15 protein-coding genes are annotated in these 15009 nt (G+C 34.1%); 6 read left to right on the plus strand and 9 right to left on the minus strand.

Going from position 1 to position 15009, the window contains the following annotated elements:
• Window position 1: 1 nt before the first annotated feature.
• Entirely contained in the window at window positions 2–559 is a 558-nt protein-coding gene (locus ABD077_RS04105) for a hypothetical protein (protein ID WP_343910753.1), read from the plus strand.
• Here the strand turns inward: ABD077_RS04105 and nadD are convergent.
• The 8 genes from nadD to hemH form a co-directional block, all read right to left on the minus strand.
• On the minus strand, window positions 550–1131 hold the full coding sequence (nadD, locus tag ABD077_RS04110; RefSeq protein ID WP_299900610.1) for a nicotinate (nicotinamide) nucleotide adenylyltransferase: 582 nt from the start codon (window positions 1129–1131) through the stop codon (window positions 550–552). The genes ABD077_RS04105 and nadD overlap by 10 nt on opposite strands.
• Before the next feature lie 54 nt (window positions 1132–1185).
• Window positions 1186–1758, minus strand: a complete 573-nt coding sequence (gene gmk, locus ABD077_RS04115) for a guanylate kinase (protein ID WP_299608875.1) — start codon at window positions 1756–1758, stop codon at window positions 1186–1188.
• A gap of 76 nt (window positions 1759–1834) precedes the next feature.
• Window positions 1835–2701 carry a YicC/YloC family endoribonuclease gene (locus ABD077_RS04120; RefSeq protein WP_343910756.1) on the minus strand — a complete coding sequence of 289 codons (867 nt, stop codon included), beginning with the start codon at window positions 2699–2701 and terminating at the stop codon, window positions 1835–1837.
• 102 nt (window positions 2702–2803) lie between these two features.
• Window positions 2804–3373, minus strand: coding sequence for a GNAT family N-acetyltransferase (locus ABD077_RS04125; protein ID WP_343910758.1), 570 nt, complete (start codon window positions 3371–3373; stop codon window positions 2804–2806).
• A complete protein-coding gene (locus ABD077_RS04130) occupies window positions 3374–3925 on the minus strand; it encodes a CopD family protein (protein ID WP_343910760.1) in 552 nt (183 codons plus the stop codon).
• A 3-nt stretch (window positions 3926–3928) separates the two neighbouring features.
• Window positions 3929–7036, minus strand: a complete 3108-nt coding sequence (locus ABD077_RS04135) for a VPS10 domain-containing protein (RefSeq protein ID WP_343910762.1) — start codon at window positions 7034–7036, stop codon at window positions 3929–3931.
• A gap of 158 nt (window positions 7037–7194) precedes the next feature.
• Window positions 7195–8583, minus strand: coding sequence for an MATE family efflux transporter (locus tag ABD077_RS04140; RefSeq protein WP_343910764.1), 1389 nt, complete (start codon window positions 8581–8583; stop codon window positions 7195–7197).
• 3 nt (window positions 8584–8586) lie between these two features.
• Window positions 8587–9621, minus strand: coding sequence for a ferrochelatase (hemH, locus tag ABD077_RS04145; protein WP_343910766.1), 1035 nt, complete (start codon window positions 9619–9621; stop codon window positions 8587–8589).
• Between the two features lie 226 nt (window positions 9622–9847).
• On the opposite strand from hemH, the gene ABD077_RS04150 reads away from it, so the two are divergent.
• Window positions 9848–10021: a hypothetical protein gene (locus ABD077_RS04150; protein ID WP_343910768.1), complete on the plus strand. Its 174-nt coding sequence runs from the start codon at window positions 9848–9850 to the stop codon at window positions 10019–10021.
• 10 nt (window positions 10022–10031) lie between these two features.
• On the opposite strand, the gene ABD077_RS04155 is transcribed toward ABD077_RS04150, so the two are convergent.
• Entirely contained in the window at window positions 10032–10922 is an 891-nt protein-coding gene (locus tag ABD077_RS04155; RefSeq protein ID WP_343910770.1) for a helix-turn-helix domain-containing protein, read from the minus strand.
• Window positions 10923–11121: 199 nt separating this feature from the next.
• Here ABD077_RS04155 and hemA point away from each other — a divergent pair, with 199 nt between their 5' ends.
• From hemA to hemE, 4 genes are read left to right on the plus strand one after another with little or no spacing between them, the layout of a single operon-like run.
• Window positions 11122–12372 (plus strand): glutamyl-tRNA reductase, encoded by a 1251-nt coding sequence (gene hemA, locus ABD077_RS04160; RefSeq protein ID WP_343910772.1) that lies wholly within the window; start codon window positions 11122–11124, stop codon window positions 12370–12372.
• The gene (hemC, locus tag ABD077_RS04165) at window positions 12372–13286 is read left to right on the plus strand and encodes a hydroxymethylbilane synthase (protein ID WP_343910774.1); all 915 of its coding nucleotides are present in this window, start codon (window positions 12372–12374) and stop codon (window positions 13284–13286) included. The genes hemA and hemC overlap by 1 nt, the downstream gene beginning before the upstream one ends.
• On the plus strand, window positions 13287–13949 hold the full coding sequence (locus ABD077_RS04170; protein ID WP_343910776.1) for a uroporphyrinogen-III synthase: 663 nt from the start codon (window positions 13287–13289) through the stop codon (window positions 13947–13949).
• A complete protein-coding gene (gene hemE, locus ABD077_RS04175; RefSeq protein WP_343910778.1) occupies window positions 13946–14971 on the plus strand; it encodes a uroporphyrinogen decarboxylase in 1026 nt (341 codons plus the stop codon). The genes ABD077_RS04170 and hemE overlap by 4 nt, the downstream gene beginning before the upstream one ends.
• The last annotated feature ends 38 nt before the right edge of the window (window positions 14972–15009 follow it).

Raw genomic sequence — 15009 nt, forward strand, 5'->3', positions numbered from 1 at the left:
GGTGATACATAATACCTTATATTTCGTTTTCTCCGTTTTGTTTTTGGTTTTACCCAGTTATGGACAAGATGAAAATAATATACCTACAAATCCTCAAGATTCGATATCGAATCTTGAGGATTTTAGAGTTAGAGGATATTCCAGTACTTACAAAAGATTCTCGATTAGAGCAGGGGCTGGTTTTCAAGACTCTTTTTATTCAGAAATAGGGATATCACGACATACATGTACCTATAGTGATGTTGGGTTTTTTGCGAATGATTATTACCTTTCTTTAGCTTGGAATTTATCTTCAAGCGATGATATTTTTAGTCTGAAAACAGGTTGTCAAATCAATATAATACCGTTGTTGGCATTGGGACTAGAAACTAAATATCAAACAAATTTTAGTGAAAATGATCTTGTAATTACTCCAAAAATCGGTTTAGGTATTTTTGGTGATGTTTATCTTTTTTATGGATATAATGTATCTACTAATAATTATCCTTTTCCGGATATTGGGAAACATCAATTCTCTTTTGTTTTAAATATACACAAGAACTTTTTACGTTATTTATAAAAGTTCATTTCATCGATATATTCCCATACCTCTTTTGGTAGTAATGGTCTTATATTTTTAGCTTCTGGAATTGCCTTGCGAATAAAAGTGGAAGATATCTCCATAATAGGAGCATTAATTCTATGAATTTTTGGGTGATCTTTGAATTGATGTTCTGTCACTCCTTCAGAAATTCGAGGGTACACATATAGATGATGATTCTCTAGAATCACCTCGTAATTTTTCCACTTATGAAAGCTTTTAAGATTATCCTCTCCCATAATCAAATGAAATATATCATTGGGATACTTTTCCTGAAGATGTGCAAGGGTATGAACCGTATAATTAGGCTGAGGTAATTTAAACTCAATATCACTGGGGCGTAATTTAGGATACGATTCGGTGGCGCGATAGACCATCTCTAAACGATGATTATTATCTAATAGCGAATTTTTCTTTTTAAATGGATTATGAGGAGTAACCACCATCCAAATTTCATCTAGATCAGAATATTCAGCCATATGATTAGCAATCGCTAAATGACCAATATGGATAGGATTAAATGTTCCGAAGTATAAACCTATTTGTTTCATGAAAAATGATAATTTTTCATTCCCTTGAAGACGGGAATATATTCATTATAAGTTTTATCCTAAAATAAATTTTTTAACCAAATGCAGTACTTCTTCTTTGGCTTTTTCTAAATCATCGTTAGTTACGATAGCATCAAATTGAGGCGCAGTAGCCATTTCTGTAGATGCTTTGGCCACACGCATATTGATTTTATCTTCTGATTCTGTTTTACGTTTTTTTAAACGAATTTTTAGTTCTTCAATACTCGGAGGTTTTATAAAAATAGCCAGTGTTCTGTCTGGATAAATTCGTTTAATATCTAATCCTCCCACGACGTCAATATCAAAAATCACATGCTTTCCTTTATCCCAAATTCGTTGTACCTCGGTTTTGAGTGTTCCATAAAAATTGTCACGATACACTTCTTCCCACTCTAAAAACTCATCTGCTTTAATCTTGTCTTTAAACTCTCTTAACGACAAAAAATAATAATCTTTTCCATGTATTTCTCCTCCACGAGGTTCTCGAGAAGCAGCAGATATAGAGAAATCAAGATTTAATTCCTCTTTATGAAGTAAATATTTAACTAATGTAGTTTTACCGCTACCAGAAGGAGCGGATAGAACGATAAGTTTTCCTTGTTTCATTTATATAAATTTTACCAATAGGGTAAAGAATTCGTTTATTTATCAATTTGTTGATTATAATATGATAAACAAATACTTATAAAATATTTAGCAATTGTTCTTTGATTTTCTCTAATTCATCTTTCATCTGTACAACTAACTGTTGCATTGGTGCATAATTAGATTTACTACCAATAGTATTAATTTCTCTTCCGATTTCTTGAGTTATGAAACCTAATTTCTTACCATTAGAATCTTTCGTATTTATGGTAGTTGTAAAGTATTCCAGATGATTTGCTAGTCTTACCTTTTCTTCGGTGATATCAAATTTTTCTAAATAATATACCAGTTCTTGCTCAAATCGATTTTCATCTACTTGTTCTTTCAATTCGGATACCGCTTTATGTAATCGTTCTCTAACAGATTCCATGCGTTCAGGATCTATTTTGATTACTTTTTGTAATAGTTCTCCAATATTTTCGATCCTGATCTTGAAATCTTTTTCTAGTGCTTTACCTTCATCATTTCGATAACTCTCTATAGCATCTAAAGCATCGTTTAAACCTTTTGTTATAGCAACAAATTCTTCTTCATCAATCTCAGCACGTTCTGTTTTTAAAGCATCAGGCATGCGGACAGCCATTTTTATCAATTCCAACTCCTCTTGTTTAGCATATGCGGATATTGACCCTAATTGCCTCATATAATCCTTTACAATATCTTCATTGATTTTAGTGGAATTTTCTTCACCAGTTACCTCCACATATAAGCTAAAATCTACTTTTCCTCTTACCAATGTTTTGGCAATGGTCTTGCGCATTTCTAACTCTTTTTCTCGGTATTGAGAAGGAATCCTAGCATTTAAATCTAGATTTTTGCTGTTAAGAGATTTTACTTCTATCGTGATTTTCTTTGTGGGTAGTTGAAGGATCGACTTCCCAAAACCTGTCATTGATTTAATCATATGCTTATATCGGTACTCGGTTAAAAAATTACACGAAGATACGAACTAATTGTGAATGAAGAATTAGGAATATAAATAGATAGGTGTAAACACTATAAAATTTTATGTTTCAAATAAAGAATCTTCAGAAACTTCCTTATTCATGATAATTTTATCAATATATTTCCCCTTTTCTAGGAAAAAATTAGGCATTCGCCCAACTTCTGTAAATCCTATTTTAGTATATAAAGCTATTCCAGAAATATTAGAAGCATATACTTCTAACCAAATCAAACGTAGGACTGGATTTTTGATAGCCCAATCCAAAACATTCTGTAAGAGTAACGTCCCGATTCCTTGATTTTGCCATTTGGTGTGAATTCCCATACCAATCATAGCGGTGTGTTCCATTTTTTTTCTCCAACTACCTGTAAGATCAATATTACCTACCATATTATTATTTATCATTGCTACAAGAATAATGCTATTCTTTTCTGATAGATACTTTTTGATCATTTCTCTCTCCTGATCGGTGTCATTGGGATATTCGTTTTCGAATAACGGCAAGGTCTCTGTGTTTTTTAAATATTGTAGTTTGAGTTGTAATAGTTCTTGAGCATCATCAGGTATGGCTTGCCTAATGGTAATTTGATGATTGCTTTTGGTGATATATGTTTTTGAAGCGAAATTCAATTAAGCATTTGGATTTTTATCTCTAACTCTTTTGTAAAATTTGATCCCTAACATTAAAAGAACAGCCAATAATAAGATGCCCATAACCCCATAAATCCAATTGACGGCATCTCTTACAATAACCAAAAATATTACTGCAAAAAGAATAATAGTAGCACCTTCATTCCATAATCTCATCTGGTTAGAGGACCATTTTGCAATTCCATTTTGCAGTTGTTTAAAAATCTGATGACTTTTTAGGTGGTATAACCAAAGTAAAACAACGAATCCTAATTTTACATGCATCCATGGCATTTCGAGGAAAACTGGGTTTAATATTAAGAGAATTATTGCAAAAAAAGTTGCTAAAATAGCTGATGGCCATGTAATAATAAACCAAAGGCGCTTGGCCATTAGTTTTAGTTGGTTTCCTAATATTTCCTTATCTGGGGATGGTTTTTCAGAAGCTTCAATTTGATAAATAAAGATTCGTGGAATATAAAAGAGCCCTGCGAACCAGGTAATCACAAAGATTAGGTGCAGGGCCTTTATATAGTTATAATATTCTAGCATAAATTATTCTACAAATAGATAATTAAGCTGCAAGGTATTGAATTCTGTATTAAAGCTTTTTATTTCTTCAGAAATTAATTTATCAAATAGTGTTAATTGAGTTTCTATTTGTTTAGTTAATTCATTTTTTACAGCAATATCTTGTGCGGTCGGTCCAAAATCTCCCATTCCTACCAAAGAGTTTAGGTGACCAAGCTTGTTGGTTAACTTTATTGGGAAATTCAATGGGTCTTGACCACTTCTATTTTTAGTTTGGTATAGTGCTTTTTCAATTTCTCCAAATTGTTTTTGCAGATCTTTAGCTTTAGTTACCAAATCTTTTGTTTTCTCATCATCTTTATATTGTTTGGAGAATGATTTAAGCTGAGTGTTGATCTTTCTAATCTTTTTAATAGACTGATGCGCTTTATCCACGGTTTTATTTACATCAGTAATAAAATCAAACTGTTGTTGCATTTGCTGTGATGTAGCTTCTGCTCTAGGATCTGCTAAAATGGTAAAGGGTTGCGAAGTCTCTTTTCCATTAATATTTAGGCTTACCTTATAAGTTCCTGGAATAGCTTTTGGACCGTCTAGACTTGCCCACCATAAGATCATCCCTTTCAACTTTTCTGCTCCTTTACCGCGCATATTCCAGTTAAATTGATTAGCTCCTTTTTCTAAATCTTTTAACTGATGCTTTTTCTCTTTAGCACTAGTACTAAACGAAGCGATAGTATCTCCTTTGGTATTAAAATAAGTTAATGAAACCGTGTCTTTTTTCTTATCAAACTTTTTAAGGTTGAAATAGGTAATAACTCCACTAGGATGATTGGTTCCTTCGGTTTTAGAATCTTTGAAACTACCACCACGCATTCTATAGGTGTCTTTTGGTTTAAAAAGAGTATAGTTTTCGGTTGCCATGGTGTTATTTAATTGATGAAGAACTGTTAAATCATCAATAATCCAAAGGCTTCTTCCTTGGGTAGCTACTACCAGGTTATTGTCTTTTATGGCTAAATCAGTTATAGGAACAATAGGAAGGTTTAGTTGAAAAGATTTCCAGTTAGCTCCATCATTGAATGAAATGTACATTCCAGTCTCTGTACCTGCATATAATAACCCTTTTCTTTTTGGATCTGCTCGAAGTACTCTGGTAAAATGTTCACTTGGAATTCCTGTTGTGATCTTTGTCCAGGATTGTCCATAATTTGTTGTTTTATATAAATATGGAGCAAAGTCACCAGACTTATATCGTGTACCTGCAATGTAGCAAGTGCCTTCATCAAAAGCACTAGGTTCGATACTATTGATCATCATCCATTCTGGCATTCCTTTCGGAGTTACGTTACTCCAGTTCTTTCCTCCATCTTTACTTACATGAACTAATCCATCATCACTACCTGTCCATAACAATCCTTCTTTCAAAGGACTTTCTGCGGCAGCAAAAATAGTACAGTAGTATTCCACTGAAGTGTTATCTTGTGTGATAGGACCTCCGGAAGACTTCAGTTTACTAGGGTCATTTCTTGTAAGGTCTGGACTGATAACTTCCCAACTTTGCCCTTCGTTTTCAGTTACGTGAACTTGATTAGAGAAGGTGTACAATCTATTTGGATTGTGTTTTGAGAACATAATCGGGAAATTCCATTGAAAACGATATTTCATATCTTCTGCTCCATGTCCCATAGGGTTATCCGGCCATACACTAATGGATCGCACAGTTTCAGTTTTGTGATTTACTCTGGTAAGGAATCCATCATAGCTACCTCCATAAACAATATCATTATTCTTTGGATCTACAGCAATATGTGCAGATTCTCCACCAGCAGTAGACTCCCAATCATCTTCAGAAATGGACCATCCTGTACTTCTGTGATTAATTCGAATAGTAGAATTATCTTGTTGTGCAGCGTATATTCGATATGGGAAACTATTATCTGTAGTTACTCTATAGAATTGTGATGTTGGTTGATTATGATAAGTACTCCAAGTTTCTCCACCATCATAAGTAATCTGGGCACCACCATCATCACCTATGACCATTCGTTTAGGGTTTTCTGGGGCTATCCAAAGATCATGATGATCTCCATGCGGTGCTCTAAAACTACTGAAGTTTTTACCGCCATCTTTACTTTTGTGATAAGAAACATTTACAACATATACTACATCTTTATCTTTAGGATCTGCATAAATCCTAGTGTAATACCAAGCACGCTGACGAAGACTACGATCGCTATTTAAAAGGTTCCAAGTTTCACCACCATCATCACTTCTGTACACTCCACCTTTTTCTTTATTTTCTACAATGGCCCAAACTCTTTCGCTGTTCACTGGAGAAACAGTTACACCGATAATACCAAGAGTGTCTTTGGCAAAACCTTTGTTTTTAGAAATTTCCTTCCATGTTTTACCGCTATCTGTACTTTTCCATAAGGCAGATCCATCACCACCAGAGCTTAAGCTATAAGGTGTTCTTCTGGCGTTCCAGGTAGAAGCATATAAGATTCTAGGGTTGTTAGGGTCCAAAGTTAAATCAACCGCACCAGCATCTTGATTCGAGAAAAGTACTTTATTCCATGTTTTACCACCATCTATACTTTTGTAAACACCTCGATTTTGTGTTGGTTTGTAGATGTTTCCTAAAACTCCCGCGTATACAATATCTGGATTGGTTGGATGAATAGCAATTCTCGGAATATGTCTACTTTTTGGCAAACCTGATTGGGTCCACGTTTTACCTGCGTCAACACTTTTCCATACACCGTATCCAGAGGATACATTTCCTCTAAGTGTTTTTTCGCCACCACCGACGTAGATTATATTTGGGTCACTTTTGGATACCGAAATAGAACCAACAGAACCTCCAAAAAAGCCATCAGATATATTTTTCCAGGTTCTTCCACCATCGGTAGTTTTCCAAACACCACCTCCAGTGGCGCCAAAATAAAATAAATTAGGTTTTCCAGGAACTCCTGTTACTGCAGCGCTTCGACCTCCTCGAAAAGGCCCTACTAATCGATATTCTAAAGCGTCATAAAGTTCTTCTTTATACGTTTGTGCATTTACCAATGAAAAATTACCTATTACAAAAAATGTAATAAGAGTGAGTTTGATGATTCTTGAGTACATTCAGTTGAGTTTATAGTTTATGCCTAGATGTTGATTGATCACAGTGCAGATTTGATGGTCTACTAAAATCAGGAATAAAAGCGTATTGAAAAAGATTTTCACGTAATTTTAACCTTAGTCTACTAGTTAAGATGAAATCGTGTTACAAGAATAATAGACTATATGCCTTTTGGAAGTACTAGTGTTTTTCTAACTTCTCTATTTAGATAATAACCGGTAAGTATTGTAGATAATACATCCGCAATTGGAAAAGCAATCCATACACCTAAAACACCAAGAAAAGGAGGTAGCATCAAGATAAGTGGGATCAGAAAAAAACCTTGTTTTGTTAAGCTTAATAATAAAGCAGGAACTACTTTTCCAATAGATTGGAAATAAGCGGAACCAATTAACTGCACTATGATTACAGGAGTAGCTAAAAACACAATTCTTAGGGCTGACGGCGTTCGCTGAAGAATTTCTTTGTTATTAGCAAGTGTTTCTGGATCCAAAGATGTTTTAGTACTTACGAAAATAGAAATGAATTGGTGTGGAAACACCATTATTATTAGAAATATTATGATAGCTAATATTCCTCCATACGTAATAGATGTATTAATAGATTCTCGAACTCTCTGAAACTTTTCTGCTCCATAATTGTATCCAGCAATTGGCATAAAACCTTGATTTACTCCGATAACTGGAAAAAGTGCAAACATCAATACTGTTCTTATGATACCGTAAGAAGCAATGTCTAATTCATCACCATAATTTCCTAAAACGTTATTAAGTAAAATCCCCAATACCGCAATAGTGCCTTGTCTGGCAAGTGTAACAAAACTAAGTCCACTAATTTCGTTTACAATAGATTTTTTTAGCTTAATGCATTCTGCATTAAGAGGTAATTCACTCTTTGCAATAAAGAACCATAATATAAAACCAAAGCAAATCGCATAGCTTATAAAAGTAGCCCAAGCTGCACCTTCCATTCCGTATCCCATAACATTAATGAGAATGTAGTCTAGAAAAATATTGCCAATAGCTGGTAATATCATTGCTACCATTGCAAAAGTGGGTTTTCCTTCTGCTCGGATCACGTTATTACCCATCATAGACATAGAAAGCATTACAATACCATAGAGTACTATTCTGTAATAGATAAGTGCATAATCTTTAAACGATTCTTCCGCACCCAAAAAACCTATAAAAAAATCTTGAAAAATTAAGCCAATTAAAGCTAATGAACCAGATATTAAAAAAGTTAAGGTGGTTTGATTTCCAAAGACACGTAGCGCTTTATCTCTGTCTCCAGACCCTAATGCTCTTGATAAGACTGAACTACCCCCAATTCCAATAGCTAATCCAATAGCACCAATAAAAAAGGTAAAAGGAATAACCACTTGAACAGCAGAAATTGCAAGACCACCAATCCAGTTACCTAAAAAAGCAGTGTCTACAATCATATTAAGGGACATTACCAGTATTCCAATAGAGGCTGGCACTGCCTGCTGAATAAGAAGTTTTCCGATGGGTTTAGTTCCTAAAGCTTCAGAGCTTATTCTCGCCATTCTTTACACAGGAATTTTTTCTTCAATCCATTCGTTCACCCAGTTTCCAAGTACATCTGCCCAATCGTCTCGATCATTTAAACAAGGAATTGTAGTAAATTCTTTTCCGCCAACTTCATGGAAAATTTCTTCTCCTTCCATGGCAATTTCTTCTAATGTTTCCAGACAATCCGATACGAAGGCAGGAGTAACAATAGCCATTTTTTTAAGACCTTCTTTCCCCATTCTTTCTATAGTTCTATCGGTATATGGCTGTAACCAGGGGTCAAAACCTAATCTGGATTGAAATGTAGTAGAGTAGGTGCCATTTTTTAATCCTAATTTTTTAGCAACCTGAACCGTAGTCATTTCACATTGATGACGATAACAGAATTCATGTTGTACAGACCCTTTCTTAAAACAACATTTGCCATCCATTTTACAATTTCCGTTGCTAATATCGCTTTTTCGGATATGTCTTTCCGGAACACCATGATAACTAAATAAAAGGTGGTCATATTCAACACCTTCTAAATGTTCTGAAATACTATTTGATAGTACATCTATATATTCCTTTTTGTCATAAAAAGCAGGAATATCAGATATTTTCATATGAGGAAAATGCTCTTTTCTTAATTCTTCGGCAAGTACCAAAATTGTTTCTGTAGTTGCCATTGCAAATTGAGGATATAACGGTACAATAAGTACTTCATCGACACCTTTATCATGCAATTCTTGTAATCCTTTATGGATGCTCATGGAACCATATCGCATTGCTAATCCAACCGGAATATTGGTTCTTTCGGCTACTTTTTTCTGTAATCTTTCAGAAAGAACTATTAGAGGAGAACCCTCTTCCCACCATATTTTTTTGTAAGCAGCTGCAGATTTTTTAGGGCGAGTATTTAGAATAATTCCTTTTACCAATAATGTTCTAGCCCATAAAGGAACATCGATAACTCTAGGATCCATCAAAAATTCTCCAAGATATTTCTTTACATCCTTGGGATCTGTACTGTCAGGAGATCCTAAATTAACAAGAAGTACACCTTTGCTCATAGTTTATCTTTTTCGAAACGTAAAAATACAAACTATTCAATGGATAGATCATAAAATTATAATAAGACTTAATGATCTAATAATTGATAATAACAATTTTCTTAATAATTCTTGGAATTCGTTTTGGATTAGTTCTTAAAACAATGTAGAGACAAGTTAAAATGTTTTAAACTAAAAGTTCTCAGATAATATTTTCTTATTTTTATAAGATCAAAAAAGCATTGAAATGAAACGTATTATTGTAGACGTAGAAAATGAAAAGTTACCTTTTATTATAGAATTGTTAGAACATTTTGAATTTGTTTCTGTCTTAGCAGATCCAGATGTTGATGATAGAGGAATGTATGACTCTATTGTTTCTTTACAGAAAGGAGAAGGAATTCCAATGAAAGAATCTTAAAATTCTATATTTAGCTTAGATTCATCACGTACTTTTTGGGAGTGGTGCCAAATTTCTTTTTAAAAGCAGCTATAAAATGGCTTGCTGTGCTATATCCTACTTTTAGTCCAACTTCATTCACATTATGACTTCCAGTTGCTAACAACTGGCGAGCTACTTCCATTTTATAATCGAAAAGAAAGGTATATACTGGTTCACCATAGATTTGCTTAAATCCATCTTTGAGTTTACCCAATGGTAGTCCAATTTCTTTTGACAATTCTTGTAGAGTTGGCGGCTCAGCCATTCTGGAAATAATTATTTCTTTAGCCTGTTTTATTTTGAGCACATTTTCTTCATCCACCAGAAAAGGACACTGGTCAATATCTGCATCTTCAGGTTTGTTGAAATAAAGGCTCAGTAATTCATACGATTTTCCTTTAAAATATAAGAGTTTAATAGAACGGTGTAGATTGTAATTTAGAATTTGATTTAAAATAACGGTCATAGAAGGAGAAATATCGGCATCCGTGTAGTATTTTTTATCACGATTACCTTCTCCCAAGAATGGAATATAATCTGCTTCTTTAGAGAAAAGAGAATGAAATTTTTTGATGGAAATTAATAATGAAATGAGAGATGAGTCTTTTTCCATTTCCAAGTTCATAGGTAAGTCTCTCTGTGGATTATATAATAAAAGAGATTTTTTATCTGGTAAGGGTATCGAATAGCTCCCATTATTAAAATTAAACTTCGTATTTCCTTTGACACAGAAGTGAAATTGAATGTAGCTACTATTAATATCTCGTATAATCTTTTGATTATCATTCGTTTCGTTTTGGAACTTAAGTATAAAGAAACCATCCTCGATCATGGTTTCTTCCATTATGCCTGGAGCGTTACTTTTTAACTGTATTTCCATCTTCTATGTGGTATTTATTTAGAATAAATCTAAATTGATGTTTTTAAAATCTATGGCAGCCATACAAAAATAAGTGTTTTTACGTGATTTTGACTATTTAAAGAGATAAACAACGCATTTCGATACTTTAAAACCTTTAAGCGTTATTTTTTAAACTAGATGTGGGATATTTTTGCTACGGAAAAATTGAGACGGCCCAATGGAACCTCACCTACGTACAAAAGGATCACATTTTTATGCAATTGGTCTCAGCTATAAAAAGGCTGATGCTGAGGTGCGTGGTCATTTTAGTCTTAATGATGAGGCAAAGAGTCTAGTTCTTCAAGAAGCAAAGGATGATGGTATCGAAGGTCTTTTGGTAATGTCTACTTGTAATCGTACAGAATTGTATGGTTTTGCACAACATCCTTTCCAGTTAATAAAGCTTTTATGTAAACATACTGTTGGAACTGTAGAAGAGTTTGAACAGGTTGCTTATGTTCATAAAAATAGCAAAGCTGTACATCATCTTTTTAGAGTTGGGACAGGTTTGGATAGCCAGATTTTAGGTGATTTTGAAATTATCGGACAATTAAAATCCGGATTTAGAGCGTCTAAAAAAATACAAATGATTAATCCGTTTTTAGAGCGTTTGACCAATGCGGTAATTCAGGCAAGCAAAAGGATTAAAAATGAAACTGAAATATCCAGTGGAGCTACTTCTGTAAGTTTTGCAGCAGTACAGTATATTTTAGCTAGAGTTCCGTATGTTTCTGATAAGAACATATTACTTTTTGGGACTGGAAAAATAGGAAGAAATACTTGTGAAAATTTAGTAAAACATACTAAAAATGATCACATTGTATTGATAAATAGGACAAGAGACAAAGCCGAAAAAGTAGCAGGAAAATTTAATCTTATTGTAAAAGATTACGATACGCTAAAAGATGAAGTGAACAAAGCAGATGTTCTAATTGTGGCTACTGGAGCGCAGCAACCTACGATTACCAAGGAAATTATTAACACGGATAAGTCTTTGTTGATTTTAGATTTATCAGTTCCTAAGAATGTTCATTCTAACGTATCTGAATTTCCAAATGTTACTTTAGTACATATGGATGATTTATCAAAAATCACGGATGATACTTTGCAGCGAAGAAGAGTTCATATCCCGAAAGCCGAGGTGATTATAGAAGAAGTGAAGTCGGAATTTGATAGTTGGTTAGAGACTAGAAAGTTTGCTCCTACCATTAAAGCTTTAAGAAATAAATTGGCTTCATTTAAGGATGCTGAAATTAATTTACAGCGAAAGAAGATGGCAGATTTTAATGAAGAACAAGCTACGATCATTAGTGATCGCATCATACAGAAAATAACCAATCATTTTGCTAGTCATCTTAAAGATGAAGACACCGCTTCTGAGGAAAGTATTGAATTGATTCAGAAAGTATTCCAAATACAAAATAAATAGTGACACACAAGAAAATCCGAATTGGAACAAGAGATAGTGAATTAGCACTTTGGCAAGCAAAAACAGTTCAGAATAAATTAGAAAAGCTTGGGCACGAAACGATCTTGGTTCCTGTAAAGTCTACTGGAGATATTATTTTGGATAAACCTTTATATGAATTAGGGATTACAGGTATTTTTACAAAAACATTGGATGTTGCTATGATCAATAATGATATCGATATCGCCGTACATTCCATGAAAGATGTCCCCACGGTCTTGCCCAAAGGTATCATAGAAGGTGCTGTTTTGGAACGTGCAAACAGTAATGATATTTTATTACATAAAGGTGTTGATTTTTTAAACACTAATGGAACGATTGCTACTGGAAGTTTGCGTAGAAAAGCACAATGGTTACATAAATATCCTAAACATGCGGTTGTAGATCTTAGAGGAAATGTAAATACCAGAATGCAAAAGTTACAAGATAGTGATTGGAATGGGGCTATTTTTGCTGCAGCAGGATTAGAAAGAATCAACTTAAAACCTAAGGAATATATTGATCTTGATTGGATGATTCCAGCTCCTGCCCAAGGTGCAATGTTAGTAGTAGCCAAAGAAGATGATACTTATTGTCTAGAAGCGCTTGAAAAGTTAGATCATGAACATTCTAAAATATGTGTTCATGTAGAAAGAGAATTTCTAAGAAAATTAGAAGGTGGTTGTACAGCACCAATTGGAGCTTTGGCCACTATAGAAGAAGATGAATTTCATTTTACGGGAGCATTATTTAGTTTAGATGGTAAGGAGAAGATTGAAGTTGCAGAGACTATTAAATTAGAAGATGTAAATGAATTTGGAATCCGTTGTGCCGAAAAGGTATTGAATAATGGAGGTAAGGAGCTAATGCAAAAAATTAAAGCTGTGTTACAATAATTGAAAGTAGAGCCTACCATATTATCCACAAAAAAATTATCCTATTCGCAAAAAGAATTGTTGTTAAACTCGGGAATCGGATTTGTGGAATATGATGCGATCGAGATTGAATTTTTGAATGTAACCATTGATCAACTCATACAAAATGCAATATTTACCAGCAAGAACGCGGTAAAAGTAATGCTAAATTCTGGAGTCGCGATCCAGAGATGCTTCTGTGTTGGAGATAATACGAAAAAGCTATTGCAGCAAGGAGGAATTGAGGTAATTGAGACAGCTCATAATGCAAAAGATCTTGCCGAAATTATTGTTAAGAATTATCAACAAGAGAAATTTCACTTTTTTTGCGGAAACCTTAGAAGGGATGAACTACCATCTATTCTTTCTCAGAATAAAATAAGTTTAGAAGAAATAGTAGTCTATAAAACACTAAAGAAGTCTACAAAAATTGATAGAGTTTTTGATGGAATACTGTTCTTTAGCCCTTCGGGAGTAGAAAGTTATACTTCTACGAATGAGATTAAAGAGAGTATGGTTTTTTGTATCGGAAGTACAACCGCCTCTGACGCAAAAGCGCATACCGATAATATTATTATTGCCAATAAACCAACCGTAGAGAACGTGATTGTTCAGGCGGTCAAATACTTTGATAAAAGGATATGATAAAAAATGATTTATTTCTTAAAGCTTTAAAAGGAGAAACTGTGGAACGTCCACCTGTTTGGATGATGCGTCAGGCAGGAAGATATTTACCAGAGTTTATGGCTTTGAAGAAAAAATATGACTTCTTTACAAGATGTAGAACGCCAGAATTGGCTTCTGAAATTACTGTACAGCCTATTGATATTGTAGGTCCGGATGCAGCAATACTATTTAGTGATATCTTGGTGATTCCGCAAGCTATGAATATCGAAGTACAGATGAAAGATGGAATTGGTCCTTGGTTACCAAATCCCATTCGAACTCAGGCGGATGTTGATCAAGCGGTAGTTCCAGATGTCGATGAAGAGTTAGGATATGTAATGGACGCTATTACGCTTACGAAAGAGAAATTAGATAATAGAGTGCCCCTTATTGGTTTTGCTGGTTCTCCTTGGACGATACTATGTTATGCAGTGCAAGGACAAGGTTCTAAGAATTTTGATAAAGCGAAAGGATTTTGTTTTACACAACCCGAAGCTGCTCATCAGTTACTGCAGAAAATTACAGATACTACGATTGCTTATTTGAAGAAAAAAGTGGCTACTGGGGTCAATGCAGTGCAAGTTTTTGATAGTTGGGGTGGTATGCTTTCACCTGTAGATTATCAGGAGTTTTCTTGGAAATATATTCAGCAGATAGTAGACTCTTTAAAGGATGAAACTGAAGTAATCGTTTTTGGAAAAGGTTGTTGGTTTGCCTTAGGTGAGATGGCAAAATCTGGTGCATCAGCATTGGGTGTGGATTGGACATGTTCTGCAAGAAATGCGAGATATCTTACAGGAGGAAATATAACATTACAAGGTAATTTTGATCCTTCTAGATTGTTATCACCACCATCAGATATCAAGAAGATGGTAAAACAAATGATCGATGAGTTTGGTAAGGATAAATATGTAGTGAACCTAGGGCATGGAATTTTACCAAATATTCCAGTGGATAATGCAAAGGCATTTGTAGACGCAGTAAAAGAGTACAAAGGGTAAAATCATGACAATAGTTAGCCTAATTAAACGCCTAAATA

The sequence above is a fragment of the Aquimarina litoralis genome, assembly GCF_039523995.1.
GTDB classification, from domain to species: domain Bacteria; phylum Bacteroidota; class Bacteroidia; order Flavobacteriales; family Flavobacteriaceae; genus Aquimarina; species Aquimarina litoralis.

Excerpts from the sequence above, each read along its gene's own strand:
- ABD077_RS04135 (WP_343910762.1), bottom strand. The coding sequence starts at position 7,036 with ATGTACTCAAGAATCATCAAACTCACTCTTATTACATTTTTTGTAATA.
- ABD077_RS04130 (WP_343910760.1), bottom strand. The coding sequence starts at position 3,925 with ATGCTAGAATATTATAACTATATAAAGGCCCTGCACCTAATCTTTGTG.
- hemH (WP_343910766.1), bottom strand. The coding sequence starts at position 9,621 with ATGAGCAAAGGTGTACTTCTTGTTAATTTAGGATCTCCTGACAGTACA.
- ABD077_RS04155 (WP_343910770.1), bottom strand. The coding sequence starts at position 10,922 with ATGGAAATACAGTTAAAAAGTAACGCTCCAGGCATAATGGAAGAAACC.
- ABD077_RS04120 (WP_343910756.1), bottom strand. The coding sequence starts at position 2,701 with ATGATTAAATCAATGACAGGTTTTGGGAAGTCGATCCTTCAACTACCC.
- hemE (WP_343910778.1), top strand. The coding sequence starts at position 13,946 with ATGATAAAAAATGATTTATTTCTTAAAGCTTTAAAAGGAGAAACTGTG.
- ABD077_RS04140 (WP_343910764.1), bottom strand. The coding sequence starts at position 8,583 with ATGGCGAGAATAAGCTCTGAAGCTTTAGGAACTAAACCCATCGGAAAA.
- nadD (WP_299900610.1), bottom strand. The coding sequence starts at position 1,131 with ATGAAACAAATAGGTTTATACTTCGGAACATTTAATCCTATCCATATT.
- hemA (WP_343910772.1), top strand. The coding sequence starts at position 11,122 with ATGGAACCTCACCTACGTACAAAAGGATCACATTTTTATGCAATTGGT.
- ABD077_RS04150 (WP_343910768.1), top strand. The coding sequence starts at position 9,848 with ATGAAACGTATTATTGTAGACGTAGAAAATGAAAAGTTACCTTTTATT.
- gmk (WP_299608875.1), bottom strand. The coding sequence starts at position 1,758 with ATGAAACAAGGAAAACTTATCGTTCTATCCGCTCCTTCTGGTAGCGGT.